This is a genomic window from Nocardia sp. NPDC041819 (assembly GCF_055590505.1).
Window position 1 is genome coordinate 314,097 of sequence record NZ_JBVJAP010000008.1, and the last position, 14,400, is coordinate 328,496.

The following is a 14,400-nucleotide window of genomic DNA, read 5'->3' on the forward strand; positions in this document are numbered from 1 at the left end:
GCCGTCAATCGCATTGCGTAGCTGAGGGATCCTCACCGATCGACCGGCCGGAGCGCAGGCGCACGTCTGGCACCTGTTCACAACCATTGCCCCGGACGACGTTCGGGGACGGGCATCCGGACGGTTCAGAACGCGTAACGCACCGTCAACCAGGGCGTCCGCTGGGCGATGAGTCCCGTCAGAGTCTCGACACCGGCGGCCTTGACGTCGTTGCGGTAGCGCACGTTCCACATGCCCGACCGGGAGCGCTTGGCCTGTTGAATGGGCGGCCGCCACAGCAGGTTCTCGGACTGCGGGTGCCAGCCCAGGTTGAGCTCGTGCAGTTGCTCGTTGTGGGTGAGCATGATGATCTCCGCAGCGGCCTGGGCCTTGAAGGCGGAGCCCGTGCCGTCCGAGAGCTCCTCCAGCAGCTCCGCCCAGTCCTCCTCCCAGCCGGGGCGGACGACGACGGGGGAAAAGTTGACGTGCACCTCGTAGCCCGCTGCCACGAAGTCATCGATCGCGGCGATGCGCTGACGGATCGGTGTGGTGCGCAGGTCGAGCAACCGGGCGTCGGCCTCCGGCATGAGCGAGAAACGGATCCGGGTCCGCCCGCGGGGGTCGAGGTCGAGCAGGTCGCGATTGACGTACTTGGTGGCGAACGACGCCTTCGCGGTGGGCCACGCGCCGAACGCGGTGATCAGGTCGGCGACGTTGTCGCTGACCAGGGCATCGACCGAGCAGTCGCTGTTCTCGCCCAGGTCGTAGACCCACGCGTGCGGGTCGCACTGGTTCGGCACGGTCTTCGGCCCCTGCTTGCGCACGTGCCGTTCGAGATAGCCGACGATCTTGTCGATGTTCGTGAACACCGTGATCGGGTTCGCATAACCCTTGCGGCGGGGGACGTAGCAGTAGGCGCACGCCATCGCGCAGCCGTTGGACGTCGAGGGCGCGATCCAATCGGCGGAACGGCCGTTGGCCCGGGCCGTGAGCGACTTCTTGATCCCGAGCACGAGGTCCTCGGTCTTGACCCGGATCCAGCGGTCGACGTTGCCCGCGTTGCCGTGCAGCTGGTCGATCTTCCAGTGGGAGGCGACGGTGATGATCTCGGCGTCGGGGAACCGCGCGCGCACCTGCTGCCCACGGGGGCTCGCCAGCGCCTCCGGTTCGGCCCACAGGCGACGGACGTCCAGCAGGCGAGGGCTCGATGCGGACCGGAAGGGGTCCTGATCTGCGGCGGATCGAGTCATAGCCTCTGCCTACTCCACCCCACCGACATTCCGGTGGCCTCAGGCGACGCGGTGTGGGCAGCGCCACCGCCGACGCGAGGCCGATCGCACCCGGAGTGGCTCATCGGTGGACGCGCACCGGCCGAACCGGCGAGGCGGGATTTCTCGCCTGCTAGGAATTCGATCTTCGGCGGAGCACAATATTCGAAGGGGATAGATGTTCCAGCGTGATCTGCCGCATTCGACGGATCACTTCGCCCAGCGATGGAGGGGCGAGACTGACGACATGCACCGAGACGGCGAGCGCCCGAAGGGGCTCAGTGTTTCCGCGCTGGCGGCGGTAGCGAACCCGTCGTACTCGCGAATCGACACGTGGAATCTGCTCGACGACGCGTGCCGCAGGCTCGCCGATGTCAACGGCGCCGGCCTGGATACCACCCGCGAAGCCGCGCGGGTGCGTCGCCTCCTCGACCGACTCGGCGCCTATGAGCGGTACTGGCTGTACCCGGGCGCGGCCAGGCTGGCGGCGTTTCGCGGGTATGTCGCCGATCTCGCCACGGTGCGGCTCACCCAGGAAGTGTCGCTGGCCGTGCGCCTGCTCTCCGAGTACGGCGACCGCGCGGCCATGTTCGACGACGCCGCGCCGTTGGCCGATCAGGAACTCGTGGCGCGGGCCAAACAGCAGAAGTTCTACACCGTTCTGCTCGGCGACGACTCCCCGCCCGAAGCGCCCGAGGGCTTGGCGCACAGCCTGCGCGCGCTTCGCGACCCGTCGGACGACGTGCAGTTCGAGTTGCTCGTCGTGGCGAGCGTCGAGGACGCCATCACCGCCGTCGCGTTGAACGGCGAGATCCAGGCGGCGATCATCCGGCATGACCTACCGCTTCGTTCCCGCGACCGGGTGCCGTTGATGACCACGCTGCTCGGCGTCAACGACGACGTGGTCGTGACCGACCGCACCCGCGACTGGATCGAGTGTGGCGAGTGGATCAGGAAGCTGCGGCCGCATATCGACCTGTATCTGCTCACCGACGAGTCGATCGCCGCCGAGACCGAGGAAGAGCCGGACGTCTACGATCGCACCTTCTATCGGCTCAACGACGCCACCGACCTCTACAGCACGGTGCTCGGCGGTGTCCGGAGCCGGTTCGCCACCCCCTTCTTCGACGCACTGCGCGCCTATGCGGCCGCGCCAGTAGGCCAATTCCACGCCCTTCCCGTCGCGCGTGGCGCGAGCATCTTCAACTCCAAGTCGCTCCAGGACATGGGCGAGTTCTACGGCCGCAACATCTTCATGGCCGAGACCTCGTCCACCTCCGGCGGGCTGGACTCACTGCTGGACCCGCACGGCACGATCAGGGCGGCGATGGACAAGGCCGCCAAGACATGGTGCGCCGATCAGACCTACTTCGTGACCAACGGGACGTCCACCGCGAACAAGATCGTCGTGCAGGCACTGACCCGGCCGGGTGACATCGTTCTGATCGACCGCAACTGCCATAAGTCGCACCACTACGGCCTGGTACTCGCCGGGGCGTACCCGATGTACCTGGACGCCTACCCTCTCGCACCGTTCGCGATCTACGGAGCGGTGTCCCTGCGGACCATCAAGAAGGCGCTGCTCGACCTCGAGGCGGCCGGTCAACTGGACCGCGTGCGCATGCTACTGCTGACCAACTGCACCTTCGACGGCATCGTCTACAACCCCCGGCGCGTGATGGAGGAGGTCCTGGCGATCAAGCCGGACATCTGCTTCCTCTGGGACGAGGCGTGGTACGCCTTCGCCACCGCGGTGCCGTGGGCACGGCAGCGGACCGCGATGGTCGCCGCCGAGCAACTGGAATCGGCGTTGTCGTCGTCCGGATACGCCGAGCAGTACCGCGCATGGCGTGCGTCGATGCGGGGCGTCGACCGTGCCGAGTGGAGCGACCACCGGCTGCTTCCCGATCCCGAGCGTGCGCGGGTACGCGTGTACGCGACGCATTCCACCCACAAGTCACTCTCGGCGCTTCGGCAGGCGTCGATGATCCACATCCGCGACCAGGATTTCAAAGCCCTCGTCCGCGAGACGTTCACCGAGGCGTTTCTGACCCACACTTCGACCTCGCCGAACCAGCAACTGCTCGCGTCGCTGGACTTGGCGCGTCGGCAGGTCGACATCGAGGGTTTCCAGCTGGTCCGGCACGCCTATGACATGGCGCTGGTGTTCCGCCACCGCGTCCGCAAAGACCGGCTGATCGGCAAGTGGTTCCGCATCCTCGACGAGGCCGACCTGGTGCCCGGCGAGTTCCGGCCCTCCGCCGTCAGCTCGTACCGGCAAGTCAGACAGGGTGGCTTGGCGGAGTGGAACGAGGCGTGGCGGTCCGATCAGTTCGTGCTCGACCCGACGCGGGTCACCCTGTTCATCGGCGAAACCGGCATGAACGGTTACGACTTCCGCGAGAAGATCCTGATGGACCGGTTCGGCATCCAGATCAACAAGACCTCGATCAACACGGTGCTGTTGATCTTCACGATCGGCGTCACCTGGTCGAGCGTGCACTACCTGCTCGACGTGCTGCGGCGGGTGGCTACCGACTTCGAGAGCGGCCGCAACGCGGCCGGTAAGGCCGATCGCGCCCTGCAACAGCGGCGGGTCGACGAGATCACCAAGGATCTGCCTGCGCTGCCCGACTTCAGCGCGTTCGACAGCGCGTTCCGTCCCGACGGCGCCAGCTCGTTCGGCGACATGCGATCGGCCTTCTACGCCGGGTACGCGGAGTCCGACCGCGAGCACGTCCTGCTCGGCGACGCGGGGCGACAGCTCGCCAAGGGAAGGCCGCTGGTGTCCGCCACCTTCGTCGTCCCCTACCCGCCGGGCTTCCCGGTGCTGGTCCCGGGGCAGCTGATCTCGACGGAGATCCTCTATTTCCTGGCCGAACTCGATGTCAAGGAAATTCACGGATACAACCCCGACCTCGGATTGTCTGTCTTCACCGAGGCCGCGCTCACGCGACTGACCGCGGCTCGGCATGCGAGCGCGGCGACGACCGACGGTGTGCCGAGGGCAGCTCTGGTGCCTGCGATCCACCATCCAGGGATCGGGTGAGTCGATCGGCGAACATACCCCGAGACACTGCGGCAGCTGCGGTGGGCCGATCATCGTCGGTCGGCCTGTGGCAAAGATCCCGACCCACGATCGCCGTACCCGGTGAATCGCGGTCTGACAGCGAGAGCGAGCCGGGTGTGGTCGCTCAGGGCATGATCCCGGTGAGCGAGAAGAGTTCTTGGCGAGAGCGGGCGTCTTCCCGCAGTGTGCCGAGCAAGGTCGAGGTGACCGTGGTGGTACCGGCTGCTTGGACGCCGCGCAGGGTCATGCAGGTGTGTTCGGCTTCGATGACGACGCCGACGCCGATCGGTTGCAGATTCTCGGCGAGCCAGTCGGCGATCTGCTTGGTGAGTCGTTCCTGCACTTGGGGCCGGTGGGAGAAATGCTCGACGATACGCAGTCGCGGCGGGGCATGCACTGGTTCATCCGCCGCGCGGGTCGTCCGGTCACTCGTGACGAGGCCGCCGAGCAGGTCGGTATCTCGCGCAAACTCGCGGCCTTCCACCTGGACAAGCTCGTCGCCGCCGGACTACTGCGGGCGAGTTACCAGCAGCTCGACGGCCTTCGGAAAGTTGGGCGCGCACCGAAGGTGTACGAGCCCTCCGGCACCGAGGTGCGGGTGAGCATCCCCGAACGCCGCCACGAAGTCCTGGCCGAGATACTGATGGGCGCGGTGCTCACTCATGACTCCGGTGAGTCCGCGCGCGACGCAGCGCGGCGCGTGGCGACCGACCGTGGCACGGCTCTCGGCCGGGCCACCCGAGAGCAGGTACGGCCCGGACGGCTCGGCGCCGAACGCGCCCTCACGGTCCTTCGATCGCTGCTCGCCGAACAGGGCTTCGAACCCACCCGTGCGGCACCGGATTGCCTGCGCTTGCGCAACTGCCCGTTCCATCCGCTCGCCGCCGCCGAACCCGAGCTGGTGTGCGGGCTCAACCACGCCTATCTGATCGGCGTGCTCGCCGGGCTCGAGGCCGACATGATCGACGCGCTCGCACCCAAGGCCGGGGAATGCTGCGTAGAACTCCGCTCAGCCACCTGACCAGCGATACTCCGCGTCAGGCGCCGACAGGCAGGGGCGGCGTTCGAAGCGCTACCGTCCCAGGCAGTTCAGCGCCAGCATGGCCTCGTACTCGACCCGCGAAAGATCCCGGAGGATAGAGCCTGCCTGTACGAGGCGCCGCTCATCGCCCGATTCACCGGCTTGTGCGATCAGTGCCGCGACTTCCGTCCAGAGGGTGGCTGCCTCGGCGTACAGCCCGTGGCCGGTGCGCAGGTGGCGGCTGTCGAGGGTCTGGATGCATTCGGCGAGGAAGTCGCGGTAGAAGTTACGGAATAGCGCGCCGCCGGTGCCGGCCTTCTCCATCAAGAGGGCGGCCTGGGCGAGGTCCCGCTGCGGGTCGTCGGTGCGCCGGAGCCACGTGGGCACCAGCTTGCCCGCCTTCTCGATGCCTCGGTGACCGAGGTTGGCGATCGGCGGGTTGAGGAAAGCCTCGGCGCAGGCGGTGATGGCGGGAACGATACGGCTGCGCGGGGAGGGCGGGTTCCGCCCAACGGTGAGGGTGAAGGACCGGTGCCTGGCGGTCATCGGGCCGCGCGCGGCCCTGGCCCGGGCGAGGCCGGTCAGGCTGGTGGATACCGCTCCGCCTTGCTGGTCGGTGTCCACCAGGTAGGCGTCACGGTCGTCGTAGCCGTACACAGCGACGACGTGACCACCGAAGTGCACCTTCGAGCTGAAGTAGTCCAGGTAGTAGCTGTCGAGTTGCAGTCCTACGGGGAGGCCGGCATCAATGGGGGCCACCACGTTCTCCCAAGCCCGGCGGGCGGATGTGGTCTCTTCGACCGAGAGTTCCAGTCCTAGCGCGGCGGCCAGGTTCCTGGTGAGGTCGAAAGGCTTGACCCGTCCCCCGAGGAAAGGGAAGCCCATGTTCTTGCTGTCCCAGTAGACGAAGGACAGACCGGAGCCGAGGCCGAACAGCATGGGCTCGGACAGATCGATTCCCTGATGCCGTAGCAGCACTCCCAGGGCCGTCGTCTCGCAGTGCCGCGTACCGCGCGCGTCGACGTTCATCACCGTGGCCATGCCATGCCTTCCCGAGCGCAGATCATCAGGTCATTTCGCGGCTCCTCGCTACCCGACGGGACGTGCCGCGCGGACGGGCGCGGCCGCGCGTGTGGCGGGCGACTAAGGGAGCGTTGCCGACATGGTGCACTCTCCCGTGAGGGGAGAGTCAACGCGTACCCGGTGCGAAGCGCTGTGTGCAGACGACAGGGGAGCTTCCTCAGCAGGAACCGGTCACACAACGCCCACGGCGCCGACGATCGGCTAGTGGATGCATGGCGCGAAAGCGCGGATGCACGGGAACGTTGCCGTCCGCCGGAAGCCGGATGATCTGCCGTGCTCCGGGCCCTACCACCGCCTCGGTGTGACAGTCCTTGTGCCAGCCGAACGGCATCAGGTGGACTCGTTCGCCGCGCTGCTCCAGACGTTCGGTGATTTCCACCAGCACGTCCAGGGTGTCGGCGAGTGCCGAAAGCACATCCACCGCGGCGGTGGCACTCGGGCGATCACCCGGCACGTGGGCGACGCCGTCGATGACGACCCCCCGCGCATCGGTCTCGTCGGCGATGCGCAGAACGGTCTTTACGGCCGCACCCGCGAGAGTGAGCTCCCCGTGACGCACGCCGACGGATACCCGCAGGCAATCTCGGAAGCACTTGCGTACCCCGATCCCCCACTCCATATCGACCGCGCACGGCCCCTGCGCCGTCACTGTGTACTCGAAGGTCCGGCAGCGAGTACTGATGATCTGCACGACCTATCCCTCCCCCAGCGCTTTCACGGCGTCCAGGTCCAGCACCGCGTTGGCGGTGCGCTCGATGATGCCGAGGCAGATCTCGTCCGGTTGGTATCTCGGCTGGATAGCGCTGTGGCCGATCGTCGCCAACCAGATGAAATACGGATACAACGCCTGCTGCCGGTAGGCCAGCCACGCCGTGTCGAAATCGGGCGCGGGCGCACCGCATGCCGCGACGTGGTCGAGGTAGACGGCCAGCAGTTCGCGCTCCCAGTCCCGCCGGTCCCGCACGGCGAGACCGGAACCGACCACATAGGCGACGTCGTACGCCCAGCTGCCGCGCAAGACCACTTGCCAGTCGGTGAAGCCCATTCGACCGCTGGAGGTCCGGTAGGTGTTGCCGATGTGGCTGTCGCCGTGCAGAAAAGTCTGTGCACCGGTGCTGGCTATCTCCAGCGATCGTTGCAGCGCGTGATAGAGCCGGTCGTGGTCGTGCGCCAGCGTTTCCGGTATCACCGCCGCCGCTCGCCGGGCTCCGACCCGCGCGCGTTTCGACATGCCGATCAACCGGTCGAGATTGGCGAAATGCGCCCGCGGCGGCTTCAGCCACCGATGGGCCTCCAGCTCGGCATCGTTCCAGTAGCGGGCGTGCCACGTGGCCATCGTGCGCAACAAATCCTCGATCTCGGTGCGGTCGATCGGTGTCTGCGGTGTGCAGAAGGTGGCGCCCTTGGTGCTGACGATGTCCTCGAGCAAAGAGATCGTCCGGCCCGACCGATAGTCCACAGCGCTGTGGTAGCCGCGCGGCGCTTCGATGTCCAGGACCGGCCGTAGGTGGGTGAAGAAACCCGGTTCACCGCCGATGATTCCGGCCAGGTCCAAGGTGAGGCGCTGTTTGAACTCCGCGGTGGTCTTCGCGAACAACTCCTCCGGCAGGCCTGCCGCCCGGCCTGCGGCGTTGTAGGTCACGCTGAGCTTCCAGCGGGTGGAGGTGCCCGCGCTCACGTCCTGCGTCTCGAAGGAGTCGACTTCCGCACCGGGGTGCCCACCGCACAGCACGGCGGTCAGCCATTGCGCTGTCACCTCACGGCCGGTCACCGGCACGTCGCTCGGGATACGGGCCCGCTGCCGGGTCACCGTTTCCTTCGCGACATGACCACCGATGCGGGCGATCCCCCGCACAACCTCCAGTACGGGCTTGGAAGCACTGGACGCCAATGGACACTCCTCCGCTTGCTGGGTTCGGCTGCTCGCTCAACCGAGTTCCGCGCCATCGGGCACGCCTCAGGGACGGTAGGGCAGCCGAGCCGAGGGAACATCCGTCGAATCCGAGAGAAATATCCGTATGGCCCGGGCCGGGACCGGACGCTCGATCGGCTCATCGCCCGCGCTGCATAAGCTCACCCGCATGCAGAAGTCCCCCGCGACGGTCTTCCTCGGTCGTGATGCCGAGATCGAGAACCTGGCGGTGCTCGCGGGCCGAGTCGCCGCGGGACAGGGGGCGGTGGTGCTGGTGGAGGGTGAGCCCGGTATCGGCAAGACGGCGCTGCTGGAGGCCGCCGGTGCCCGAATCGCGGCGGCGGGCCTGGGAGTTCGCACCGGCGCGGCGGTGGAATTGCAGCGCGACGTACCGTTCGCTGCGGTGCGCTCCTGGCTGGCAGCCGATGACACCGCGCCCGGCGGCGGCCCGGATCCGAGTCGCCCGCTGCTGCACAGCGGGGATCGCGCGGGCGACGCCGCGGCGACGCACGAGTTCGCCGTCAGCGAGAGAATCCTGGATCGGGTCGACGCGTGGTGCGCCGCCGCTCCGGTGGCACTGATCATGGACGACGTCCATTGGGCCGACGCGCCGAGCCTGTCGGTGCTGCGGCGACTGTGCGCCCTGGTCGACGCGCTGCCGCTGCTACTGGTGCTCGCGACCCGTCCGCTGCCCGCGGACCCGGCGTTCGCGGCGCTGTCGGCCGAACTCGTCGAACGGCAGGCCCCGGCGATAAGGCTCGGCGCACTGCCCGACTCGGCCGCGTCGGCGCTCGTGGCGCTTCTGGTCGGCGCTCCACCAGGGCCGGGTTTACTGCGAATCGTGGCCGGTGCGCGGGGAAATCCGCTGCACATCACCGAATTGGTGGCCGCGTTGCTCCGCGCGGAGGCGATCACGCTGGTCGCCGAAACCGCCGCGCCGCTACCGGACTCCGGCGAACCGTCCTCCGCCTCACTGTCGACCGCGATCATCCAGCGCCTCAAACTCCTGTCCCGTCCCACGCGGGACATGCTGCCGATGGCCGCTGCCCTCGGACCCGTCATCAACGTGGGGGAACTGTCGGCCGTGCTGGACAGCCCGCTGCTGGATGTCTGGCGGGCCGTCTCCGAAGCGATGGACGGCGGGCTGCTCGCGCGGGTCGATTCCGAACTCGTGTTCCGCCACGACCTCATGCGGGACGTGCTGGCGGACCAGCTACCCGATTCGCTGCGCTCCGACCTGCTCCGGAGGACCGGGCAGGTCCTGCAAGCGACCGGCGCGCCGCTCGAGCGAGTCGCGTACTACCTGTCGGCGGGCGGCCACGAACTGGATCGGACAAGCCTCGACTGGTTGACGGCCGTGGCAGGCAAGTTGATCGTGCGGGCCCCCGAGCTCGCGGTGCAGTTGCTGAGCCGCGCGGCGACCGCGACAGACCTCGACGGTGCCTCGCGTTCGGTTCTGGTCCGCTGGCAGGCCAGGGCGCTGCTGTGGAACGGCCGCGCCGCCGAAGCCGAAGCCGTGGTGCGCACCGCACTGCGCACCCGACCGGAACACGACCACGATGTCGAACTGACCTGGCTGCTGGTCCAAGTCTGCCAATCCCAAGGCCGCTTGGCCGACGCCGTCGCGGTCGCCGAGACAGCACTGTCCACGATGGAACTCGGCGCCGAGGACGCGGGCCGGCTCGTGGGAATGTGCGCACTGGACAATTTCTTTCTCGAGCGGTTCGAGGCGGCGCAGCGCGCGGGCCGGCGGGCCGTATCGACGGGACAGGCCAGTGGCACCTCGCTCGCCACCGGATACGGCCTCATGGCCTTGGGTGCGGTCCGCTACACCCAGGGCTATCTCGACGAGGCGCTGGATCTGAGTACCCGAATCCTCACCATTTTCGAGGACGGCACCGGATCGGACCAGTTCGATCCGTACGTGCTGTACGCGCACTGCCTGATCGAACTCGATCGGCTCGCCGACGCCGAACAGACGCTGCAGACGGCCATCGGGCACAACCGCCGGATGCACGGTGTCTACCTCGCCCCGAACCTGCTGGCCAAGGCGCGGCTGTATCTGCTCGACGGCCGCTGGGACGACTCGCTGGCCGAATGCGCGGCGAGCCTGGCGGCGCCCGATGTCCTCGGGTACGCGCCCGTCGCGCACAGCCTGGCGGCCTTCATCGGAATCCACCGCGGCACCTTCCTGCCGAACCCCGATGCCGTGCCCGGGCCGGACGACCGGCTGGGAAGCACCGGTTACGCGCAGTTCCACCCCTGGGTGAAGGCGTTGACGCACGAGGCCCGTGGCCGCCCGGAGCTGGCGCTGGGGCTGCTGGTCGACACCCAGCGGCGACTGGCCGATGGCCTGACCGCGTCTACCCTGCACTACATCTACCCGGACATCGCCCGGCTGGCCTCGGACGTCGGCGACGAGGCCGCGGCTCGGTCGGTGGTAGCGAGCGCGGACGAGCTGCTGGCTCGGCAGAAGACCGCGGGCCGGACCGGAACGGCCCTGCTGTGCCGAGCCCTGGCAGACGGCGATCCCGAAACGCTCTTCGCCGCCGCGCATGCGTTCCGGCAGTCCGGGTGGCCGCTCTACGAAGCGCAGGCACACGAGAACGCCGCGGTGCTGCTCGCCGCTTCGGGACGAGAGGCCGAGGCCCGCGGCGCGCTGGACACGGCGATAGGGCTCTACGGTCGCCTGGGTGCGTCGTGGGACAGCGCCCGTGCGGCCGCACGGGTACGGCCACACGGGATCCGACTGGGTGTGCGCGGCCGGCGCAATCGGCCCAAATCCGGCTGGGCGGCGCTGACCGACACCGAGCGCAAGGTCGCCGCGCTGGTCGCCGAAGGTTGCTCCAATTCGGATATAGCAGCACAGATGTTCTTGTCGCGCCGCACCATTCAGTCACACGTGTCGAACATCCTGGCCAAACTCGACCTCCGGTCGCGGCGCGAGATCGCCGCCGCCATGCCGCGTTCGGTACTGCCGTGACGCCTCGCGAGGTGCCGCGGTCACGCCCATCGCCGTGATCTCGACGACCCGGGTGGCGGCGGAATGAGCTTCGCCCAGAAATCGTGCCGCACCGCGTCCCACAACCTGGTCAGCTCAGGAAGCAGTTCTCGTGCTTGCACGAGATCCGGATAGGCGTCGGGGCCGAAGGAGACGATCGGCGCGGGGTCGGACGCCCGGTGCACCGCGACGATCGAGATCAGATGATCCTGCAATACCCGCCAGGTGACGCCGAGGCCGTCGGCTTCGGTTCGGACCTCATCCATCTGCGGCCCCCCATCGCACGCGCGGCCGGCGATCACCGTCGATCGACCGGACGCCGACCGGCGCCGCGCGGTCGGCTGATCGTTTGCCACGCTCCCGTCGTTCCGCGCCCGTGATACCACTCGCCTGGCCGCCGAGGGCGCCGGTGGCGTTCACCCCGCTGTCAATCGCTGTCAAAACCGACCTCCTGCTCGTCACGATCTGACGAGCATCACAGACCCGGCACCGTGCGGTCATGGGTGAAAATACCCACTTCTACACCCATCTCCGCAGTTCGCGGCACCCGAAGCGGCATGAGCCGTGCCCGCCGGAGCCGGATTCAGCGCGGGCGTGCCGTCCATGCCGCGACCTGCGTACGAGACGAGAAGCCGAGTTTGCCGAGGATATTCTCGACGTGCCGATCGACGGTGCGAGGCGATACGACGAGCCGCTCGGCGATCTGCCGGTTGCTGAAACCTTGCGCGACCAGCTCGGCCACCTGCCGCTCGCGGGCCGTCAGCACCCCGGCTCGCAGCTGCTCGGGTTGCGGGCCGCTCGCGCTCCGGTCGAGCGCGTAGGTGATCGCCTGGTCGTGATCGAGCCCTTCGCCACGCGCCCGTTCCGCGCGCACCACCGACTCCGGCAGCGCGTCCATCACCCTGCGCTCACACGCGGTGTGCTGTTCGGGCATGTAGGGCCCGAACGCGGCGATCGACGTCCCGATTCGCCGCCACATCGTATGGATCGCGCCCAGCAGCCGGGCGGCATGGCGATGCTCTCCGCGCGCGGCCGCCGTCCAGGCCAGCAGCTCGATCATCAGCGCGGTCCCCACATGGTCGTTGAATTCGCGCTGAATCTCCAGGGCCGCGTGAGCGGAGGCCATCGCCTGGTCGTAGTCGCCGCGAACGAGTTGGTCGTAGCCGAGTGCCCACACCGCGTACGACTTGGTCCACTGCTCGCCGCGCCGGTCGGCCAGCTCGATCGCGCGCCGGGCCGTCGCGCCCGCCCTCGGATCGCGTCCATGGCCGTAGGCGACCGCAAGCTGGAAGAGCGTCAGCCGGACCAGCTCGTCATCCTCGGAGAAGCTCGCGACCACTCGCTCGAAGCCGGTCACGGCAGCGGCGAGGTCGCCGCGGAAGCCCGCGGCGGAAGCGCGCAGGCTACTCGCCCAGCCGAGCGCGCGGCGATCTCCGGCTTCCGTGGCGCGGGCCACGCACTCGTCGAGCGCCGCGTCGGCGGCGTCGAGGTCACCTTGCAGAACCCGCACCCACCCCGCTACCCAGAGCGCGTGGATCCGCTCGGGGTCGGCGTCGACGGCAACCCGCAGCGCGCGGTCCACCCAGCGCCGTCCCGCGCCGAGGAACCCATCGGCGCACCAGTGATAGCGCAGCGCCGTCACCAGAGCCAGCGCCTCGCGCGAACTCGCCGGCGTGCTGGTCGCCCACTCCAGCGCGGCCCGGACGTTCGCGCGGTCGGCGCGCAACACGGCCAAGCCGGTTTCCTGGCCTGGACCGTTCCACTGCCCGGCGATCCGCTCCGCGAGCGTGAGGTAGTAGTCGCGGTGGCGGTCGCGCAGCGCGGTGGCCTCCTCGCGCTCGGTCAGCCGCTGCCATCCGTACTCGCGGATCGTTTCCAGCAGCCGATACCGTGTCTGGTCGTCCGCCGCGACGAGAACGACGACCGATTGCGCGACGAGGTGATCGATCAGGTCGAGCACCTGCTCGCGGGGCAGGCCTGGGCCTGCGCAGACGCCCTCGGCGGCGTGCAGGGTGAAGACTCCGGCGAAGACCGACAGTCGGGTCCACAGCAACTGCTCGGCCGGTGTGCACAGCTCGTAGCTCCAGTCGATCAGCGCCCGCAGCGTCCGCTGTCGTGGCAGCGCGGCGCGGGTGCCTCCGGTCAGCAGTGCGAACCGATCCTCGAGCCGGTCCAGAATCGTCTGCAAGGACAGTGATCGCAGCCGGGATGCGGCCAACTCGATCGCGAGGGGAATCCCGTCCAATCGCTCACAGGCCCGCACCACCGCGTCCGCATTGCGCTCGGTGACCGTGAAGTCGGGACGCACCGCCCTGGCACGCTCCACCAGCAGCGTGGGCGCGTCGAAACCGGTCACCGCCACGGGTGTCGCGAACTCGCCCGAAGCAGGCATCGACAGCGGACGCACGGGGTAGACGTGCTCGCCCGGCTCGCCCAGTAGTGCACGGCTGGTGGTGAGGATCCGCAGCCGGGGGCAGGCGCGCAGCAACTGGTGGCACAGCAGGCGGCACGCGTCCAGCAGGTGCTCGCAATTGTCCAGCACGATCAGCGCCCGCCGGTCGGCGACGCGCTCCACGATCTGCTCCTCCGCGGTCCGGTGCGACAGATCCGGGATCCCGAGGCTGGCCACTACCGCCCGGGCCACCAGTTGAGGATCATCCACAGCGGCCAGGTCAACCAGCCACGATCCATCCGGAAACGAACGGCTGGACGCAGCGGCGACCTCGGTGGCCAAACGGGTCTTCCCCACCCCGCCCACTCCGGTCAGCGTGACCAGGCGCGCGGTCGCCAGCAGTGCGCGGACCTCGCGGATCTCCCGCTGCCGGCCCACGAAACTCGTGACCGCCGACGGCAGATTACCGACTCCGCGTGTGGGCCTGTGTTGCCCCATGATATGTCGAGCTTAGCCGCTCGGAATCGGGCCCCGGGGCGATCACCAGGAGTTTCTCGCCCGCTCGGCCCCCGCACGCTTGCGGCACCGTCGGGCGGTCTGTGTACCGGCCTTACCCCGTTTCGGGTGGCGACGATCCTCCGCAGGACCATGCGCCGAGGTTCGAGGCCTTTTCG

9 protein-coding genes and 1 pseudogene are annotated in these 14,400 nt (G+C 68.5%); 3 read left to right on the plus strand and 7 right to left on the minus strand.

Annotation, left to right across the window (positions count from 1 at the left end):
- Positions 1–125: 125 nt before the first annotated feature.
- A complete protein-coding gene (locus tag ACZ6DL_RS23810; RefSeq protein WP_466054260.1) occupies positions 126–1,229 on the minus strand; it encodes a spore photoproduct lyase family protein in 1,104 nt (367 codons plus the stop codon).
- 265 nt (positions 1,230–1,494) lie between these two features.
- Between ACZ6DL_RS23810 and ACZ6DL_RS23815 the strand changes: the two genes are divergently transcribed.
- A complete protein-coding gene (locus tag ACZ6DL_RS23815; RefSeq protein WP_466054261.1) occupies positions 1,495–4,296 on the plus strand; it encodes an aminotransferase class I/II-fold pyridoxal phosphate-dependent enzyme in 2,802 nt (933 codons plus the stop codon).
- 145 nt (positions 4,297–4,441) lie between these two features.
- Here ACZ6DL_RS23815 and ACZ6DL_RS23820 read toward each other — a convergent pair.
- Positions 4,442–4,693: pseudogene (locus ACZ6DL_RS23820) on the minus strand (GTP cyclohydrolase I); the annotation flags it as partial.
- On the opposite strand from ACZ6DL_RS23820, the gene ACZ6DL_RS23825 reads away from it, so the two are divergent.
- On the plus strand, positions 4,679–5,338 hold the full coding sequence (locus tag ACZ6DL_RS23825; RefSeq protein WP_466054262.1) for a helix-turn-helix transcriptional regulator: 660 nt from the start codon (positions 4,679–4,681) through the stop codon (positions 5,336–5,338). The pseudogene ACZ6DL_RS23820 and the gene ACZ6DL_RS23825 sit on opposite strands and share 15 nt — an antisense overlap.
- A 51-nt stretch (positions 5,339–5,389) precedes the next feature.
- Here the strand turns inward: ACZ6DL_RS23825 and ACZ6DL_RS23830 are convergent, their stop codons facing one another.
- From ACZ6DL_RS23830 to ACZ6DL_RS23840, 3 genes are all read right to left on the minus strand, one after another.
- Complete coding sequence (locus ACZ6DL_RS23830) at positions 5,390–6,379, minus strand: BtrH N-terminal domain-containing protein (RefSeq protein WP_466054264.1); 990 nt, start codon at positions 6,377–6,379, stop codon at positions 5,390–5,392.
- A gap of 199 nt (positions 6,380–6,578) precedes the next feature.
- Complete coding sequence (locus ACZ6DL_RS23835; RefSeq protein WP_466054265.1) at positions 6,579–7,112, minus strand: hypothetical protein; 534 nt, start codon at positions 7,110–7,112, stop codon at positions 6,579–6,581.
- Positions 7,113–7,115: 3 nt separating this feature from the next.
- Positions 7,116–8,312, minus strand: a complete 1,197-nt coding sequence (locus ACZ6DL_RS23840) for a protein kinase family protein (RefSeq protein WP_466054267.1) — start codon at positions 8,310–8,312, stop codon at positions 7,116–7,118.
- Positions 8,313–8,502: 190 nt separating this feature from the next.
- On the opposite strand from ACZ6DL_RS23840, the gene ACZ6DL_RS23845 reads away from it, so the two are divergent.
- Entirely contained in the window at positions 8,503–11,316 is a 2,814-nt protein-coding gene (locus ACZ6DL_RS23845; RefSeq protein ID WP_466054269.1) for a helix-turn-helix transcriptional regulator, read from the plus strand.
- Between the two features lie 20 nt (positions 11,317–11,336).
- Here ACZ6DL_RS23845 and ACZ6DL_RS23850 read toward each other — a convergent pair whose 3' ends face one another.
- Both ACZ6DL_RS23850 and ACZ6DL_RS23855 read right to left on the minus strand, forming a co-directional pair.
- On the minus strand, positions 11,337–11,600 hold the full coding sequence (locus ACZ6DL_RS23850) for a hypothetical protein (protein ID WP_466054271.1): 264 nt from the start codon (positions 11,598–11,600) through the stop codon (positions 11,337–11,339).
- 317 nt (positions 11,601–11,917) lie between these two features.
- Entirely contained in the window at positions 11,918–14,224 is a 2,307-nt protein-coding gene (locus tag ACZ6DL_RS23855) for an ATP-binding protein (protein WP_466054273.1), read from the minus strand.
- Between the last annotated feature and the right edge of the window lie 176 nt (positions 14,225–14,400).

Coding starts and splice junctions, on each gene's coding strand:
- ACZ6DL_RS23815 (WP_466054261.1), top strand. CDS start 1,495: ATGCACCGAGACGGCGAGCGCCCGAAGGGGCTCAGTGTTTCCGCGCTG.
- ACZ6DL_RS23850 (WP_466054271.1), bottom strand. CDS start 11,600: ATGGATGAGGTCCGAACCGAAGCCGACGGCCTCGGCGTCACCTGGCGG.
- ACZ6DL_RS23830 (WP_466054264.1), bottom strand. CDS start 6,379: ATGGCCACGGTGATGAACGTCGACGCGCGCGGTACGCGGCACTGCGAG.
- ACZ6DL_RS23845 (WP_466054269.1), top strand. CDS start 8,503: ATGCAGAAGTCCCCCGCGACGGTCTTCCTCGGTCGTGATGCCGAGATC.
- ACZ6DL_RS23855 (WP_466054273.1), bottom strand. CDS start 14,224: ATGGGGCAACACAGGCCCACACGCGGAGTCGGTAATCTGCCGTCGGCG.
- ACZ6DL_RS23810 (WP_466054260.1), bottom strand. CDS start 1,229: ATGACTCGATCCGCCGCAGATCAGGACCCCTTCCGGTCCGCATCGAGC.
- ACZ6DL_RS23825 (WP_466054262.1), top strand. CDS start 4,679: ATGCTCGACGATACGCAGTCGCGGCGGGGCATGCACTGGTTCATCCGC.